Raw genomic sequence first — 15,460 nt, 5'->3', positions numbered from 1 at the left:
ATGGCCCTACGTCGAGGAGCGCATCATGTCGAAGTCCTCCCATCGTTTCGCTCGAGCCGTTCTCGCCCTGGCCGGAATCGTCGCCGTGATCAGCGCCCTGGCCACTCCGGCGGGGGCCGAGCCCACCGCCGCGGACAGCAAGCTCGTCACGTACCACGGCTATCGGGTTGCGGTCCCGGCGGCGTGGCCCGTCGTCGACCTGGACCAGGACAAGGCCTGCGTACGGTTCGACCGGCCCGCCGTCTATCTCGGCACGCCCCGCTACCAGGAGACCTGTCCCGCCGACCTCACCGGTCGCGAGGCCGGCCTGCTCATCGAGCCGCTGAACGGCCAGTCCGCGACCCGGCCCGGAGTCGTCCCCGCCAAGGCCGGCACGGCCGTCGCCCCTGCGGCCACCTCGACGAGCGGCACCCTGCAGATCGCGGTCGAGGGTGCCGGGGTGCTGGTGACCGCGGCCCACGGTCCGGGCAACGAGGAGGCCGTACGCACGATCCTCGGCACCGGCAAACTCGTGGCCGGCGGCCGGACGACCACGCTGGACGCCGAGTCGAAGGCGTCCGGGACGGTCCGGCCCACCGCGGCGGTGGTGGCGCCCGGAACGTTCAACGGCAAGGGCTTCGACCAGTGCGCGGCGCCGTCCCAGAGCGCGATGGACACCTGGTGGAATTCTTCGCCGTACAAGGCGGTCGGCATCTACATCTCCGGCATCCAGCGCGCCTGTGCCCAGCCCAACCTGACCGCGACCTGGATCGCCAACCAGCACAACCGCGGCTGGAAGTTCCTGCCGCTGCACGTCGGTCTGCAGGCACCGTGCCGCGGGACCGGGCACATGATGTCGTCCGATCCGGCGACCGCCCGGTCCCAGGGACATCAGGCCGCCGTCGAGTCGGTGACGGCCGCGCAGGCGCTCGGGATCGTGGCCGGCAGCGTGCTTTACAACGACATGGAGGCCTACCCGCGCGGTGGCGCCTGCACGACCGCGGTGATGTCGTTCCTGGCCGGTTGGACCGACGAGCTGCACGCCCGCGGCTACCTGTCCGGCGTCTACTCCAGTGCCGCCTCCGGCATCGCCGACCTCGTCGCGAACTACAACAGCACCACCTATCACCGCCCGGATCACGTCTTCTTCGCCTGGTGGAACAACGTCGCGAACACCGACGGCGGTCAGTACATCCCGGCGAGCTACTGGGCCGACCACCAGCGGATCAAGCAGTACGCGGGCGACGTCCGCGAGACCTGGGGCGGCGTGACGATCGCGATCGACCGCGACTTCTTCGACACCGCGAACGGCGGCCCGCCACCGCCGTGCGCCTCGGTCTCGCTGGACGCCACGGCCTACCCGGAGCTGAAGGCGGGGTCGACCGGCAACCTGGTCAAGGCCGCGCAGTGCCGGCTGCAGACGGCGGGGTCGCTGCCCGACGGTGAGCCCTCCGGCACGTTCGACGCCGCGACCGAGACCGCCGTCAAGACGTTCCAGACGTCGGTCTCGCTGACGGCCACGGGCGTCGTCGACTCCCACACCTGGACCGCCCTGCTGTCGTACGGGTCCAGGCCGACCCTGCGCAGCGGTGCCTCCGGCCCGGACGTCTCGCGGCTGCAGCGCGCGTTGACGGCGGCGCTCGGGCGCACGGTCGGGATCGACGGGTCGTTCGGACCGGTCACCGAACAGGCCGTCGAGGACTACCAGACCTCGCGGAAGCTCGGCGTGGACGGCATCGTCGGTTCGGAGTCCTGGACGGCACTCCAGTCCGGCAGGTAGGCCCGATCAGGGGGCATTGCGGTTGGGTCAGTTGATCAAGACCTGCCGCAGTTCGGGGAGTTCGCCGAGCTGCCGGTCGATGATCAGCCGCGCCTGCCGTACCGAATCGACGAGCGGGTGCAGCGCCAGCGCCCGCACGGCAAGTGCACGGGACCCGGTCCGGGCGGCCTCGATCACGGTCCGTTCGACGTCCTTCATGGTGATCACGACGCCCTGCTGGTACGGCTCCAGGGGATCGGCCGGCAACGGGCGGGGGCCGTCCGCACCGACCTCGCAGGGCACCTCCACGACGGCTTCGTCGTCCAGCCCGGGCAGGGTGCCCTGGTTGGCGACATTGAGCACCAGCCGGGCCGCCCGGTCCCGGGCGATGGCGCGGATCAGGTCCAGCGCGACGCCCTCGTAGCCGCCGCCGGCAAGATCATCGTCGTCCCGGGCGCCGGCTCCGGTGGCCTCGCGTTCCTCGGCCAGGTAGGTCTCCTCGCGGGCCCGCCGGGTCTCCTCCCACCGGCGCAGCGGATCATGATCATCATCGCCGCCGAAGTAATGATCTTGCTGGCGGGCCAGGTATTCGCCGCGGGTCTCGGTCCCGCCGTTGATCGCGGCGATCGCGTCCGCGGTGGAGTACCAGTACCAGAGGTACTCGTTCGGGATCGCGCCGAGTGTGCGCAGCCAGTCGGCGCCGAACAGCCGGCCCTCCTCGACCCGGTCGAGCAGGGGCTCCGAGGCGAGCAGCTCGGGAAGTCGATCAACGCCGTCGACGGTGAGCCGGCGTAGCCAGCCGAGATGATTCAGCCCGGCGTAGGAGAATTCGGCGTCCTCGGGCCGTACCCCGAGCGCGCGGGCCGCGCGGCGGAACAGTCCGACCGGGGAGTCGCAGATGCCGATCACCCGCGTCCCGAGAACCGAGCGGGCGGCCTCGGTGACCATTCCGGCCGGGTTGGTGAAGTTGATCACCCAGGCGTCCGGGGCGACCCGCCGGATCGTCTCGGCGATCCGCAGCACCACCGGGATCGTGCGCAGCCCGTAACAGACCCCGCCGGCCCCGGTCGTCTCCTGGCCCAGCAGGCCGACGTCGAGGGCGGACCTTTCGTCGCAGACCCGGCCGGCGACCCCGCCGACCCGGATCGCCTGGAAGACGAAGTCGGTCCCGGCGACCGCCGCGGCCAGGTCGGTCTCCAACCGGACCGACGGCCCGATCCGGTCCGCGGTCATGGCCTCGATCACGGCACCGATCCGGCGCAGCCGAGCCGCGTCGGTGTCGTACAGGACGAGTTCGTCGATCACCGGCTCCGGGTCGTCGGCGAGGGCCCGGAAGATCAGCGGCACCCGGAATCCGCCGCCTCCGATGATCGTCAGCCGCATCCCGGTCCTCCTCCGCGTGGGTCCATGTCCGGAACGGTAGCGTGGGCGGATCAAGGCCCTTCGACAGGCTCAGGGCGCTGGACACGATCTGGGAAGGAGTCCTGATGGGCGAACCGGAGTTCGACGTGTTCGTCACCGGGACCGTGTTCCTGGACCTGATCTTCACCGGGCTGAGCCGGCCACCGGCCGGCGGCCACGAGGTGTGGACCGACGGCATGGGCTCCAGCCCGGGCGGCGTGGCGAACCTTGCCGTCGCCGCGTCCCGGCTCGGCCTGCGCACCTCGCTGGCGACCGCGTTCGGCGACGACATCTACGGCGAGTACTGCTGGCATGTGCTGGCCGAGCTCGAGGACGTCGATCTCAGCCTGGCCCGCCAGTTCCGAAACTGGCACTCGCCGGTCACCGTCTCGATGGCGTACGACGAGGATCGGGCGATGGTCACCCACGCGCACCCGCCGCCCTCCGGCCCGACCGACCTGATCATCGACCCGCCCGCCACGAAGCTCGCCTACGCCGACATGGCCGCCGAGCGCGCGGCCTGGCTGGACCGGGCGCAGGACCGCGGCGTCAAGGTGTTCGCCGACGTCGGCTGGGACGAGACCGAGGTCTGGGACACCGACCTGCTGAAGTCGCGGCTGGCCGGTTGCCACGCCTTCGTACCGAACGCCGGCGAGGCGATGGCCTTCACCCGGACCGGTTCGCCCGGCGCGGCGCTGGAGGTGCTCCGGGACTGGGTGCCGCTGGCCGTGGTGACCGCCGGCACCGGGGGAGCGTTCGCCGCCGACGCGGAGACCGGCGAGACAGCCTGGGTCCCGTCCCTGTCCGTGCCGGCGCTGGATCCGACCGGCGCCGGCGACGTCTTCCTGGCCGGCCTGATGTTCGGCACCCTGCACGACCTGTCGCTGACCCACCGGCTCCGCTTCGCCGGACTCTGCGCCGCCCTCTCGGTCCGCCAGTTCGGCGGCGCCCTCGCCGCCCCCGGCTGGGCCGACCTGGCCGCCTGGTGGGCCGAGGCCAAGGAATCCGCCCGCTTCGCCCGCGACTACGCCTTCCTGCCCGACCTGATCCCCGCCGGCGAGGGCCGCGAGGTGCGCCGGGCCATGGCGACCATCGGCCTCGGCGAGCTGCTCGGCGACGACGATGATCATGATCACGACTCGGTTCAGCCGTGATGATCATCGACGATCCGGCCGAGGCCGAACTGCACCGGGTGTACGGGCCGTCCGCCGGCCGTACTCCGGCCGAGGCGGCGGCCCTGATGGTGGGCTATCCGGGGCGCTGGTGGGTGGCCGGGGGCTGGGCGATCGAGGCGCAGGGCGGAACCCCGCGGGCGCATGGTGATGTTGATCTGAGCGTGCCGCGGTCGGACCTGGCTCTGCTGCGGCGGCACCTGGCCGGGCGGCTCGACGTCTGGATCGCCGACCGGGGTTGGTTGAAGCCGTTGCCGCCGGACGAGGATCCGGACGGGCCGGCGGAGCGCGTGCTCGCGGACGAGTGCGAGAACCTGTGGACCAGGGCCGGCGGCGGCGAGCCGTGGGAATACGACGTGATCTTGATGGACGGCGACGCCGACGGCTGGATCTTCAAGCGGGACGGCGGGATCCGGCTGCCCTGGCCGGAGCTCGTCCGGACTGTGGACGGGATCGACTACCTGCGCGCCGAGATCCAACTGCTGCACAAGGCGGCCCGCCGGCGCCCGAAGGACCAGTACGACTTCGAGGCCGTTCTGCCGCGGCTCGACCCCGATGCCCGCCGCTGGCTCCGCGCCGCCCTCACCCGAGTCCACCCAGACCATCGCTGGCTGACCGATCTCGAGTGAATTCCCGCCGGGAGTACCCGGCAGAAATTCACCGGGTCGAACGGTCACGGGCGGACCGCCGCGGTCATCCGGGCGGCCACCTCGGTGACAGCAACTCGGAGCTCGGGGCCGCCCTCGACGCGGAACGGGAACGGGATGGCGGAGAGCCACTCGCCGGCGTACATGGCCGGATTGCTGGTGCTGCCGGTCAGCAGGCACCGGCCGCCGTCGTCGAGCGGCTCCAGCCGGCCCATCGGCCCGGTGGTCCACGGCGCGACGTCGGCGTACGGCGCCTCGAAGACGACCCTGGTCGGATACTCCCAACTGCTGCCGAGATGCTGCTCCAGCAGCGCCACCGGATCCAGGTCGGGCGGCGACTGGAACCGGTCGGCCAGGGTCTCGAACCCGGTCACCCGGTCGATCCGGAACGTCCGGACCTCGTCGACGTAGTGCGCCCGGCAGAGCAGATACCAGCGCCCGTTGCGCACCACCACCGCCCACGGATCGACCTCGGTGTCCAGCAGGGTCCCCGACGCCGTCCGGTACGAGAGCCGGGCCCGCCGCCCGGCCGCGACCGCGTCGACGACCGTGGTGACGATCTCCGGATCGGGCCTGGCCGCATCCCGGTCCGGTGCGGTGAGGGCGTTCGCGCGCAGCATCGCCGCCTGCCGGGCGACCCGCTCCGGCAGCGCCCGGAGCAACTTGCCCAGCGCCGAGCCGACGGGATCGGCGGGGTCGGCCGCGGCGTGGTGACCGTCCAGCACCGCCATCACCAGACCGAGTGCCTCCGAGGAGGAGAAGACCAGCGGCGGCAGCCGCAGCCCGCGCCCGACCCGGTAGCCGCCGTAGGGCCCGCGGACCGACTCGACCGGCACTCCCGCCTCGCGCAGGATCGCCACGTAGCGCCGCGCCGCCCGGTCGGTGACCTTCAGTCGTTCGGCCAGTTCAGCGGCCGAGATCCCGGGCCTGGCCTGCAGCAGTTCCAGCGCCAACAAGGCCCGCGCCGTCGGGCTGTCCTCGCGCGTCTTCACAAGGCGAAGCCTAAACAGGAAGCCGAGCGTCCGGAACGGCTTCTAGATTCGCGGCCATGGACATCATCCTCATTCCCGGCATGTGGTTGACCGGCTCGGCGTGGGACGAGACGGCCGATGAGCTCCGGCGGCTCGGGCATCGCCCGACGGCGCTGACCCTGCCCGGCCTCGCCGACGGCCGGACCGACGCGACGCTCGACGATCAGCTGGCCGCCGCGCTGGAGGCCGTCGATGCCACCGACCGGCCGCTCGTGGTGGGCCATTCGGCGGCGAGCACGATGGCCTGGCTGGTCGCGGACCGACGACCCGAGGCGGTCGCCCGGGTCGTGCTGGTCGGCGGTTTCCCGTCGGCCGACGGCGCGGCCTACTTCTCCGTGTTCCCGGTGCAGGACGGCGTGGTGCCGTTCCCGGGTTGGGAACCGTTCGAAGGCCCGGACACAGCCGACCTGGACGCCGCGGCTCGGGACCGGTTGGCGGCCGCGGCGGTTCCGGTGCCCGGCGGGGTCGCGACCGGAATCGTCCGGCTCACCGACGAGCGTCGTTACGACGTACCGGTCACGCTGGTCTGTCCCGAGTTCAGCCCGCAGGACGTGAAGGGTTGGATCGCGGACGGCGACCTGCCCGAACTGGAGCGGGCCCGGGACGTGTCGTACGTCGACCTCGCTTCCGGCCACTGGCCGATGACCAGTTGCCCGGCCGAGCTGGCGAAGGCCCTCGTCGAACCCGTCCGATGACGTACGCGATCGCGACGCTGGAGGCGTCGACCTGGGACCGGTTCGCCGAGCTGGTCGAGCGCAACAACGGGATCTACGGCGGCTGCTGGTGCATCTCGTTCCACACCGACCGGGGCGATCCCGGGCTTGATCACCGCGCGGCCAAGGAGCAGCTGGTCCGGACCGCCCGGGCCCACGCGGCGCTCGTCCTCGACCAGGACGGCGTCGCCCGCGGCCCGGGCCGCGTTGGAAGGCGCGTTGGACCAGATCGCGAGCGCGGCGGCGGCCTGGTCGAGGCGATCTCCGAGGTCACCGACGGTCGCGTCGCGCAGTCACGCTTCCTGTACAGCGGCACCGTCGAACTGCTCGAGCAGTACGACTTCGTCCGCGTCCGCCAGGTCGGCAAGCACGCCTGGATCATGCACCGGGACGTACCGCCCGCCTGAACCGCACGATGCGGTCCGATATTCGTTTGCCCGCGCCGTGCGCGGCCGCGACGATGGCTGCCGGACCGGACGAGCTAAGGGGCGCAGATGAGTCGCGGCACAGTGTTGATCACCGGGGTGGGCCGGCGGCGGTCCATCGGGGCCGGGCTCGCGCTCGGCCTGGCCGAGGACGGCTGGGACCTGGCGCTGAGCTACTGGCGGCCGTACGACGACCGGCTCGGGATGGAGGCCGGCCCGGACGATCCGGCGGCGATCGCCGAGGACTGCCGGGCGCTCGGCCGCCGGGTGGACCTGATCGCCGGTGATCTTGCCGACCCGGCCGTACCGGCGGAGTTGATCAAGGCCGCCGCCGCGCACGATGATCTTGCCGGTCTGGTGCTGTCGCACTGCGAGTCCGTCGACAGCTCGATCCTCACCACGTCACTGGAGAGCTGGGATCGGCACTTCGACGTCAACGCGCGGGCGACCTGGTTGTTGATCAAGGAGTACGCCGAGCGGCTGCCGGTCGTCGATCACGGCGGCGAGGCCCGGGCCCGGATCGTGGCGCTGACCAGTGATCACGTCGTGCACAACCTGCCCTACGGTGCCAGCAAGGGAGCCCTGGACCGGCTGGTGATCGCTGCCGCCCACGAACTGGCCGACCGCGGCGTGCGCGCCAATGTGATCAATCCGGGCCCGATCGACACGGGCTGGATGACCGACGAGATCCGGGCCGCCTGTCTCGCCGGCACCCCGGCCGGCCGGATCGGCACGCCGCAGGACACCGCCAACCTGGTCCGCTTCCTCTTCTCGGACCAGGGCTCCTGGATCAACGGCCAGCTGCTCTCCAGCAACGGCGGCGCCGCCTGACCGGAACGGTCCCTGAGCCTGTCGAAGGGCCAAGCCCCGATGATCGAGGCCCTTCGACAGGCTCAGGGCACAGATTGATCAGGCCTCGTCCGGCTCCAGGCTCATCGGTCCGTAGACCTTCCGCTCGTCCTCGTAGAGGGTGACCGAGCGGACGCCGTCCTCGAACAGGTCCGGATAGGCCTCGCCGAGCCACGACTCGGCGTCGCCCTGCCGCGGGAAGTCCTTGCTGCGGCCCTGAGTGCCGGCCGGCACCGGCTGGTAGGTCCAGTGCCAGGACATCAGGTGAGCCGCTTCGTCGGCGCCGACCGGGCAGTGAGGGCCGGGTCCGTCACGACGGCGTCGCCGAGCGCCTCGTCGATGCCGCGCAGGGTCTCCGCCGAGAGCTTCTTGCCCGCCGCCTCGGCGTTCGCGGTGACCTGCTCGGGGCGCGAGCCGCCGGTGATCGCGGTCGCCACGTTCTCGTTGTTGAGCACCCAGGCGATCGCCAGCTGGGCCATCGTCAGGCCCTCGGCCTCGGCGAGCGGGACCAGCTTCTGGACCCGGGTGAGCAGTTCGTCGTCGTCGACCAGCCGCTTGATGAAGCCGGCTCCGCTGGCCTCGTCGGTCGCCCGGGAGCCCTCGGGCGGCGGCTGACCCGGCAGGTATTTACCGGTCAGGACCCCCTGCGCGATCGGCGAGTAGACCACCTGGCTGATCCCGAGCTCGTACGAGGTCGGCACCACCTCGGCCTCGATGATCCGGTGCAGCGCGTTGTACTGCGGCTGGTTCGAGACGAACGGGAAGCGCAGCTCCCGGGCCAGCGCGTGACCGGCCCGGAGCTGCTCCGCGGTCCACTCGCTGACCCCGATGTAGAGCGCCTTGCCCTGCCGGACCACGTCGGCGAACGCCTCCATGGTCTCCTCGAGCGGCGTGAAGTGGTCGTACCGGTGCGCCTGGTAGAGATCGACGTAGTCCGTCTTCAGCCGTTTCAGCGAGCCGTTGATCGACTCGTGGATGTGCTTGCGGGACAGGCCGGTGTCGTTCGGCCCGCCGGGGCCGGTGGGGAAGTAGACCTTGGTGAAGATCTCCAGGCTCTCCCGCCGCTCGCCGGCCAGCGCCTCGCCGAGGATCGATTCGGCCTTCGTGTTCGCGTACGTGTCCGCGGTGTCGAACGTGGTGATCCCCGCGTCCAGCGCCGCCCGGACACACCGTTCGGCCTGCTCCGCCTCGACCTGCGACCCGTGGGTCACCCAGTTGCCGTAGCTGACCGCCGACACCTTGAGGCCGCTGCGGCCGAGAAATCGAAACTCCATGGCGTCAGCGTGTCACAGGTGCCGGCGGTCGGTGGACCGGCCCGCCCGGCTAGCGCAGCGGGGCGATCTGAGCCTCGGTCGCGCTCTGCTGGGTCGCCGCCGAGATGAAGGCGAGCGGCCCGGCCCAGTGCAGGCCGTACTGGTCGAACCGGTTCCGGTCCTTGGCGTAGGAGGTCTTCGCCTGCTTCACCAGGTAGGTCTGGAACGGCCGGTTCGGCAGGGCGGCGTTGAGCTCGCCGAGATTCCGTACGTAGACGCCCTTGAAGGTCGGGCCGTCTCCGCCGCAGTCCCCCGACTCGCACGGTTCGCGCAGCACGCCCTTCGGGTTGATCCCGGCGTCCCGGGTGGAGGCCGCCGCCAGCTTCTGCGCGGTGCGCAGGTAGCCCCGGTCACCGGTCGCGTCGTACAGCTCGGTCAGCGCGCCGAGCACGATGCCCTGGTTGTAGGTCCAGGTCGGCTGCCCGTTGTTCTGGCAGGCGTCGTCCAGGCCGTCGTTGATCATGTTCCGCGAGTTGATCATGCCGCTGTCGCGGAACCAGGTCCAGTTCTGCTTGGCCCGGTCGAGGAAGCTCGGGTCCTCGACCCGGTTGGCCAGGCTGGCCAGCACCTTGATCATCAGCTCGTTGGTGACGGCGTTCTTGTACTTCACGTTGATGTTCCAGATCACGCCGCCGCCGCAGACGTCGCTCCAGGTGTCCCACATGTACTCGGCGTCGAAGATCGCCGTGTCCAGGTAGCGCTGATCACCGGTGAGGTCGTACGCGCGGATCCAGGCCAGCGCCCACCAGCCGGTGTCGTCGATGTACTCGTTGGTGAAGTTGCCGCCCTGGGCGTCCTTGTTCTTGTCGTACGTGTTCGCGATCACCCACTCATAGCGGTCGTCGCCGGTGGCCAGCTGGTAGTCCAGCACCGCGGTCAGGGCGTTCGCCGAGTTCCACCAGCCTGTGGTCTTCCAGAGCCCGGTGTCCTTGTTGTACAGGCGCATCAGGGCATCCACGGCGCGCTTGGCCGGAGTGCCCCCGGTCTGCGGTTCCTCGACCCCGAACCAGCCGGTGCAGACGATGTCGTCGCGGTTGCCCGCCTTGCCGCAGGCGCGCAGGACACCTTCCTTCCCGTCCACGGTCAGGGCGAACTCGGGCGTGGTGACCGACCGGGAGCCGGCCGGGATGGTCGAGTAGCCGAGCCGCTCGTCGGCGACGGTCGCACCGCCGTCGAAGGAGCGGTCCAGCCACACCTCGTCGGTCGGATCCCCGCTGGAGATCCGGGCCCAGCCGAGGGCGTCGGCGTCGGACAGGTGCAGTTCGATCTGGCGGCCGAAGATCGTGGCGCCGTCGGCCAGCCGATCTTCGGTAGCGGCGAGGGGAACGGCGGCGGTCTCGGCCTCAGCGGGCCGTCTGGTCGTGGCATCCCCCTCGGAGGCGGCCGCCGGTGCGGCGGCGAAGGTGATCATTCCAAGCGTGGCGAGGGCCGCGATCGCGGCGCCAATGGCGCGTCGGGTCATGCCCCGACGGTAGGTCGCCGGCGGACCGTACGTCAAGGATTCATTCCAATTAATATATTCATATTGTTCAGAGGGAGATGAATGGTGTAGGAATAGCCCGCACGCTCACATCCACACCATCTCGGCGAGGGGGCTCGATGGCGTCGATCACCGACGATCCGGTGCGGCTCAGTCCCGCGACTCCGGCTCCGCGCAGGCGGCGCGGCATGACCACCGGACTGCAACAGACCATCAACGGCTGGGCCTTCCTGGCGTTGCCGATCGTGCTGTTCGTCGTGTTCCTGCTGGTGCCGATGGTCGTCGCGGCCGTGCTCAGCTTCTCCGACTACTCGATCGTCGACGAGCTCTCCTGGGTCGGGGTGGAGAACTACGCCAAGGTCTTCGGCGACCCGTTCTTCTGGGTCGCGCTCCGGAACACCGCCTACTACACCGTGATGTACGTGCCGCTCGGCATCATCGTCGCGCTGGCCACGGCGCTGCTGCTGAACCGGAGCAACCGGGCGACCAAGGTGATGCGGACCCTGTTCTACATCCCGGTCGTGTCGTCGTCGGTGGCGACCGCGTCGATCTGGTTCTGGCTGCTCAACCCGCAGTACGGCATCTTCAACGTCGTGCTCGGCTGGTTCGGCATCGACGGCCCGGCCTGGCTGTACGAGTCGCAGTGGGCGATGCCGTCGATCGTCGCGATGAGCGTCTGGGCCGGCTTCGGCGGCAACATGATCATCTTCCTGGGCGGGCTGCAGGGCGTGCCCCGCGATCTCTACGAGGCCGCCCAGCTGGACGGCGCCGGTGCCTGGCGGAGCTTCTGGCACGTCACTCTGCCCGGCATCTCGAAGACCATGTTCCTGGTCTCCACGCTGTTGATCATCGGGTCGTTCCAGGTGTTCGACCAGGCCTTCATCCTGACCAAGGGCGGACCGGGCAACGCCACGGTGACGATCGTCTACTACATCTACGACAAGGGCTTCGGTGCACTCGAGATGGGCTACGCCTCGGCGCTGTCGTTCATCCTGTTCGCGATCATCCTCGTCTTCACCGTGATCAACGTACGGATCAACCGGATGGGAGATCAGTCGTGACCGCGGTCCTCGCAACGCGCCCTGAGCCTGTCGAAGGGCCTCGCCCGAAGCCGGTGCGGCCCGGCAAGATCATCAAGCGGGTGTTGTGGTGGATCGGCGCCACGGCGATCGCGTTCAGCACCGTGATGCCGCTGGTCTGGACGCTGGCGACCTCGTTCAAGCCGGCCAGCGAGGCGCTGAGCAACTACCTGTCGCTGCTGCCGAAGGTGCCGACGCTGGAGAACTACCAGCGGGTCTTCGCCGAGACCCCGTTCGCCCAGTACCTGCTCAACTCCCTGTTCCTCGCCCTGGCCGGCTGCGTGACCAACCTGTTCTTCGGCGGGCTCGGCGGCTACGCACTGGCCAAGCTCAAGTTCCGCGGCCGCAAGATCGTCTTCGGGGCCTTCCTTGCCTCGATGATGGTGCCGGGCATCGTCACCATGGTGCCGGCGTTCCTGGTACTGCGGTACTGGCCGTTGGCCGGCGGCAACGACCTGCTCGGCCAGGGCGGGTTCGGCTTGATCAACACGTACTGGGCGGTCATCCTGCCCGGCGCCGCGGGGCCGTTCGCGGTGTTCTTCATGAAGCAGTTCTTCGAGAGCCTGCCGGACGAGCTGGGTGAGGCGGCCCGGATCGACGGCGCCAGTGAGTTCCGGATCTTCGTCCAGGTCTACCTGCCGCTGGCCGCGGCCGGGCTCGCCGTGCTCGGCGTACTCACCTTCCAGGCGGGCTGGAACGCGTTCCTCTGGCCGTTGATCGTGCTCAACGACCCGTCCATGCTCACCGTTCAGGTCGCCCTGTCCACGTTCGTCAACGACAAGGTGACCGACTTCGGGCCACTGATGGCCGGCACCGTCATGTCCAGCGTCCCGGTCTTGATCATCTTCGTCCTGGCCCAGCGTCACATCATCGAGGGCGTCGCCCATCTGGGCGCCAGCAAATAGGAGTTCAACGATGCGCACCATCAGATCCATCGCGGCGGCGGTCGTCGCCGGCCTGCTCGCCCTGGCCCTGGCGGCCTGCAGCGGCCCGAGCGGCGGCACCACCGGGGGCACCGGGGGAGGCGGGCCCAAGATCAAGGAGGTCACCTTCTGGGGCGGCTGGTCCGGTGACCAGGCCAAGCAGCTGAAGGCGCAGGCCGAGGCGTTCAATGCGGCCCAGACCGACTACAAGGTCACGTTCGTCGCGCAGGAGGAGGTCGAGCAGAAGCTGCTGACCGGCATGGCCAGCGGGCGGGTGCCCGACATCGTGCTCTGGGACCGCTTCAACACCTCGGTCTACGCCGGCAAGAACGCGTTCACCGCGCTGGACGACCGGATCGCCGCGGACAAGATCGATCTCGGCCGGTTCTACGGGCCGGCCGTCGAGGAGATGGTCGTCGACGGCAAGCACTACGGCCTGCCGCTGCTGGTGGACAACCGCTCCCTGTTCTACAACGCGGAACTGTTCGACGAGGCGGGCCTGAAGCCGCCGACGAACTGGGACGAGCTGAAGCAGGCCGCGACCACGCTGACCAAGCGGGACGGCAACAAGTTGACCCGGGCCGGCTTCTCCCTGGACGATCCGGGCCTCTTCAACATGTGGATCCGGCAGGCCGGCGGCAGCATGCTCACCGAAGATCAGACCGCGGTCGCGTTCAACAGCCCCGAGGGCGTCGAGGTGCTCAACTTCTGGAAGCAGCTGCTGGACGCCAAGGTGTACCAGCTCGGCTTCGGCGCCGGCGGCAATGCGTTCGCCGAGGGCAAGGCCGCGATGAAGTACGACGGCCCGTGGGCGCTGGCCGACCTGGACAAGGTGAAGACGCTGAAGTACGGCATCGCCGAACCGCCGGCCGGCCCGGGCGGCGACAAGGCGGCCAACATGGGCGGCTTCGGCCTGATCATTCCGCGCGGCGCGAAGAACGCCGACGGTGCCTGGGCCTTCCTGAAGTGGTGGGCGACCGAGAAGGAGAACGCGATCTCGTTCGGCAAGCTGTCCGGCTGGATCCCGGCCCTGGTCGAGGCTGCCGAGGATCCGTACTTCACCGACAACGAGAAGTACGCCGGCTTCGTCGCCACCATGAAGTACGCGCAGACCCGGCCGACCCTGAAGGGCTACGCGGACATGGAGGGCAAGGCGTTGATCCCGCAGCTGCAGCGGTTCATGTCCGGCGAGATCAGCGCCGAGGAGGCGCTCGCCGAGGCCGAGAAGCGCGGCAACCAGATCCTGGCGGAGCAGCGCAAGTGACCGAACCCACCATGACCACGCCGATCGGCGACCTGGCCGACCGTGCCCAGGACACCCTCGACCGCAACTTCGGCGCACCCTGGCCGCAGCTGTTGCACAACAGCTTTCCGACCGGTGACGACAAGACCTTCAACTACTGGTGGCTGGCCCACGTGATCGACGTCCGGCTGGACGCCCATCTCCGGTCCGGTGATCCCGGCCGGCTGGCCGCGGCGACGGAGACGTACCGCAACATCCTGGAACGCAACGACGGCTCCCTGTTCAACGACTACTTCGACGACATGCTCTGGTACGCCCTCGCCATCCTGAGGCTGCACCGGGCGACCCGCGAGGAGTCGTACCTGGCTGACGCCAGGGCGATCTGGGCGCACGTGGTCGAACACGGCTGGAATGATCATCTCGGGGCCAGCCTGGCCTGGCGGAAACCCCAGCTGGACTACAAGAACACGCCGGCCAACGGGCCCCTGGTGATCTTGTCCTGCCGGCTGGCCGAACTCGCCGACGATCAGCCGTACCTCGACTATGCCCGGCGCGCCTTCGCCTGGCTGACCGAGACGTTGGTCGATCCGGACAACGGGTTCGTCGAGGACGGGATCAACCGGCAGCAGGACGGCAAGATCGACACCCAGTGGCGCTTCACCTACAACCAGGGCCTCTATGTCGGCGCCGCCGTCGAGCTCGCCCGGACCGCCGACGATCCGGCCGCCATGATCAACACGGCCGTCCGGACCGCCGTCACCGCCGTCGACGAACTCACCGAGGGCGGCGTCTTCCGCGACGAGGGCGACGGCGACTGCGGTCTGTTCAAGGGTGTCTACTACCGGTATCTCGGCGTCCTGCTGGACGCCCTCCGCGACACGGAGTCGGCCGAGCTGACGAAGCTGAAGGACTTCGTGATCACCAGCACCGACGCCCTGATCGACTCCACCGACGGCTGCACCCGCCTCGCCGCCAACGACTGGCGCAAGCCCCTCGCCGGACCGATCGACTACTCGACGCAGCTGAGCGCGATCATGGCCCTGGAGTTGCGAGCCAAGCTCTGAACTGGGCGACGGGTGCCGCCGTCGACGCGTGGGTCCGCCGGTCTCGGCGAGGCGGACCAGCCGTGCGCCCGTGCCACCGGGTCGGCTTGCGTGGCGGCACGTCCCAGGCCGACTCGAACAGGCTCGCCGCCCAGCGGCGGATCCCCTCCTGGGGTCGAGACGTGGACGCCCACTCACGGCGCCCTCGGGCACGTGCCTCGGGCGGAGCGCGGACTCTGCGAACCGCCCGTTCGCAACGGCACTTCGTCGAGTGTGACGGAAGCGACCGCCGAGATCGACCCAAAGTCAATTGGTCTAAGCACCTTTGCTGAGGAGTTCGTTCATGGCTTGGGCTGGGGTTTTCAGCTCGAGGGTAGGGCGGGGTCGTTGGTTCAGGGTGTCG

At 69.8% G+C, this 15,460-nt stretch carries 15 protein-coding genes; 10 read left to right on the top strand and 5 right to left on the bottom strand.

Annotated features, from left to right (window positions below; all coding sequences use genetic code 11):
• The first annotated feature begins 25 nt into the window (after positions 1–25).
• Positions 26–1,759, top strand: coding sequence for a glycoside hydrolase domain-containing protein (locus tag AC6CCG_RS26390; protein ID WP_496657743.1), 1,734 nt, complete (start codon positions 26–28; stop codon positions 1,757–1,759).
• 27 nt (positions 1,760–1,786) lie between these two features.
• Here AC6CCG_RS26390 and AC6CCG_RS26385 read toward each other — a convergent pair whose 3' ends face one another.
• Complete coding sequence (locus AC6CCG_RS26385; RefSeq protein ID WP_496657742.1) at positions 1,787–3,121, bottom strand: family 4 glycosyl hydrolase; 1,335 nt, start codon at positions 3,119–3,121, stop codon at positions 1,787–1,789.
• Positions 3,122–3,225: 104 nt separating this feature from the next.
• On the opposite strand from AC6CCG_RS26385, the gene AC6CCG_RS26380 reads away from it, so the two are divergent.
• Together AC6CCG_RS26380 and AC6CCG_RS26375 are read left to right on the top strand one after the other, a co-directional pair.
• A complete protein-coding gene (locus tag AC6CCG_RS26380) occupies positions 3,226–4,293 on the top strand; it encodes a carbohydrate kinase family protein (RefSeq protein ID WP_496657741.1) in 1,068 nt (355 codons plus the stop codon).
• Positions 4,293–4,940, top strand: a complete 648-nt coding sequence (locus tag AC6CCG_RS26375) for a hypothetical protein (protein ID WP_496657740.1) — start codon at positions 4,293–4,295, stop codon at positions 4,938–4,940. The genes AC6CCG_RS26380 and AC6CCG_RS26375 overlap by 1 nt, the downstream gene beginning before the upstream one ends.
• A gap of 44 nt (positions 4,941–4,984) precedes the next feature.
• On the opposite strand, the gene AC6CCG_RS26370 is transcribed toward AC6CCG_RS26375, so the two are convergent.
• Positions 4,985–5,950, bottom strand: a complete 966-nt coding sequence (locus AC6CCG_RS26370) for a helix-turn-helix transcriptional regulator (protein WP_496657739.1) — start codon at positions 5,948–5,950, stop codon at positions 4,985–4,987.
• 56 nt (positions 5,951–6,006) lie between these two features.
• On the opposite strand from AC6CCG_RS26370, the gene AC6CCG_RS26365 reads away from it, so the two are divergent.
• The 3 genes from AC6CCG_RS26365 (at position 6,007) to AC6CCG_RS26355 (ending at position 7,958) form a co-directional block, all read left to right on the top strand.
• Positions 6,007–6,684, top strand: coding sequence for an alpha/beta fold hydrolase (locus AC6CCG_RS26365; protein ID WP_496657738.1), 678 nt, complete (start codon positions 6,007–6,009; stop codon positions 6,682–6,684).
• Positions 6,681–7,109, top strand: coding sequence for a hypothetical protein (locus AC6CCG_RS26360; RefSeq protein ID WP_496657737.1), 429 nt, complete (start codon positions 6,681–6,683; stop codon positions 7,107–7,109). The genes AC6CCG_RS26365 and AC6CCG_RS26360 overlap by 4 nt, the downstream gene beginning before the upstream one ends.
• Before the next feature lie 87 nt (positions 7,110–7,196).
• Positions 7,197–7,958, top strand: a complete 762-nt coding sequence (locus tag AC6CCG_RS26355; RefSeq protein ID WP_496657736.1) for an SDR family oxidoreductase — start codon at positions 7,197–7,199, stop codon at positions 7,956–7,958.
• A 78-nt stretch (positions 7,959–8,036) separates the two neighbouring features.
• Here the strand turns inward: AC6CCG_RS26355 and AC6CCG_RS26350 are convergent, their stop codons facing one another.
• Genes AC6CCG_RS26350 through AC6CCG_RS26340 form a run of 3 tightly spaced genes read right to left on the bottom strand, consistent with a single transcriptional unit; the run spans position 8,037 to position 10,751 of the window.
• Entirely contained in the window at positions 8,037–8,237 is a 201-nt protein-coding gene (locus tag AC6CCG_RS26350; RefSeq protein WP_496657735.1) for a hypothetical protein, read from the bottom strand.
• Entirely contained in the window at positions 8,237–9,250 is a 1,014-nt protein-coding gene (locus AC6CCG_RS26345; protein WP_496657734.1) for an aldo/keto reductase family protein, read from the bottom strand. The genes AC6CCG_RS26350 and AC6CCG_RS26345 overlap by 1 nt, the downstream gene beginning before the upstream one ends.
• 49 nt (positions 9,251–9,299) lie before the next feature.
• Entirely contained in the window at positions 9,300–10,751 is a 1,452-nt protein-coding gene (locus AC6CCG_RS26340) for a glycoside hydrolase family 76 protein (protein WP_496657733.1), read from the bottom strand.
• A gap of 137 nt (positions 10,752–10,888) precedes the next feature.
• Between AC6CCG_RS26340 and AC6CCG_RS26335 the strand changes: the two genes are divergently transcribed.
• Genes AC6CCG_RS26335 through AC6CCG_RS26320 form a run of 4 tightly spaced genes read left to right on the top strand, consistent with a single transcriptional unit; the run spans position 10,889 to position 15,078 of the window.
• Positions 10,889–11,830: a carbohydrate ABC transporter permease gene (locus AC6CCG_RS26335; RefSeq protein ID WP_496657732.1), complete on the top strand. Its 942-nt coding sequence runs from the start codon at positions 10,889–10,891 to the stop codon at positions 11,828–11,830.
• A complete protein-coding gene (locus tag AC6CCG_RS26330) occupies positions 11,827–12,753 on the top strand; it encodes a carbohydrate ABC transporter permease (protein ID WP_496657731.1) in 927 nt (308 codons plus the stop codon). The genes AC6CCG_RS26335 and AC6CCG_RS26330 overlap by 4 nt, the downstream gene beginning before the upstream one ends.
• A gap of 10 nt (positions 12,754–12,763) precedes the next feature.
• Positions 12,764–14,035 (top strand): ABC transporter substrate-binding protein, encoded by a 1,272-nt coding sequence (locus AC6CCG_RS26325; RefSeq protein WP_496657730.1) that lies wholly within the window; start codon positions 12,764–12,766, stop codon positions 14,033–14,035.
• A complete protein-coding gene (locus AC6CCG_RS26320) occupies positions 14,032–15,078 on the top strand; it encodes a glycoside hydrolase family 76 protein (RefSeq protein ID WP_496657729.1) in 1,047 nt (348 codons plus the stop codon). Before AC6CCG_RS26325 ends, AC6CCG_RS26320 begins: the two co-directional genes overlap by 4 nt.
• The last annotated feature ends 382 nt before the right edge of the window (positions 15,079–15,460 follow it).

It is taken from the genome of Microlunatus sp. YIM B11417, assembly GCF_059617205.1.
This window is presented reverse-complemented; position numbering and strand designations above follow the sequence as displayed.

Coding starts and splice junctions, on each gene's coding strand:
- AC6CCG_RS26345 (WP_496657734.1), bottom strand. CDS start 9,250: ATGGAGTTTCGATTTCTCGGCCGCAGCGGCCTCAAGGTGTCGGCGGTC.
- AC6CCG_RS26350 (WP_496657735.1), bottom strand. CDS start 8,237: ATGTCCTGGCACTGGACCTACCAGCCGGTGCCGGCCGGCACTCAGGGC.
- AC6CCG_RS26390 (WP_496657743.1), top strand. CDS start 26: ATGTCGAAGTCCTCCCATCGTTTCGCTCGAGCCGTTCTCGCCCTGGCC.
- AC6CCG_RS26355 (WP_496657736.1), top strand. CDS start 7,197: ATGAGTCGCGGCACAGTGTTGATCACCGGGGTGGGCCGGCGGCGGTCC.
- AC6CCG_RS26360 (WP_496657737.1), top strand. CDS start 6,681: ATGACGTACGCGATCGCGACGCTGGAGGCGTCGACCTGGGACCGGTTC.
- AC6CCG_RS26365 (WP_496657738.1), top strand. CDS start 6,007: ATGGACATCATCCTCATTCCCGGCATGTGGTTGACCGGCTCGGCGTGG.
- AC6CCG_RS26340 (WP_496657733.1), bottom strand. CDS start 10,751: ATGACCCGACGCGCCATTGGCGCCGCGATCGCGGCCCTCGCCACGCTT.
- AC6CCG_RS26335 (WP_496657732.1), top strand. CDS start 10,889: ATGGCGTCGATCACCGACGATCCGGTGCGGCTCAGTCCCGCGACTCCG.
- AC6CCG_RS26375 (WP_496657740.1), top strand. CDS start 4,293: ATGATCATCGACGATCCGGCCGAGGCCGAACTGCACCGGGTGTACGGG.
- AC6CCG_RS26385 (WP_496657742.1), bottom strand. CDS start 3,121: ATGCGGCTGACGATCATCGGAGGCGGCGGATTCCGGGTGCCGCTGATC.
- AC6CCG_RS26325 (WP_496657730.1), top strand. CDS start 12,764: ATGCGCACCATCAGATCCATCGCGGCGGCGGTCGTCGCCGGCCTGCTC.
- AC6CCG_RS26380 (WP_496657741.1), top strand. CDS start 3,226: ATGGGCGAACCGGAGTTCGACGTGTTCGTCACCGGGACCGTGTTCCTG.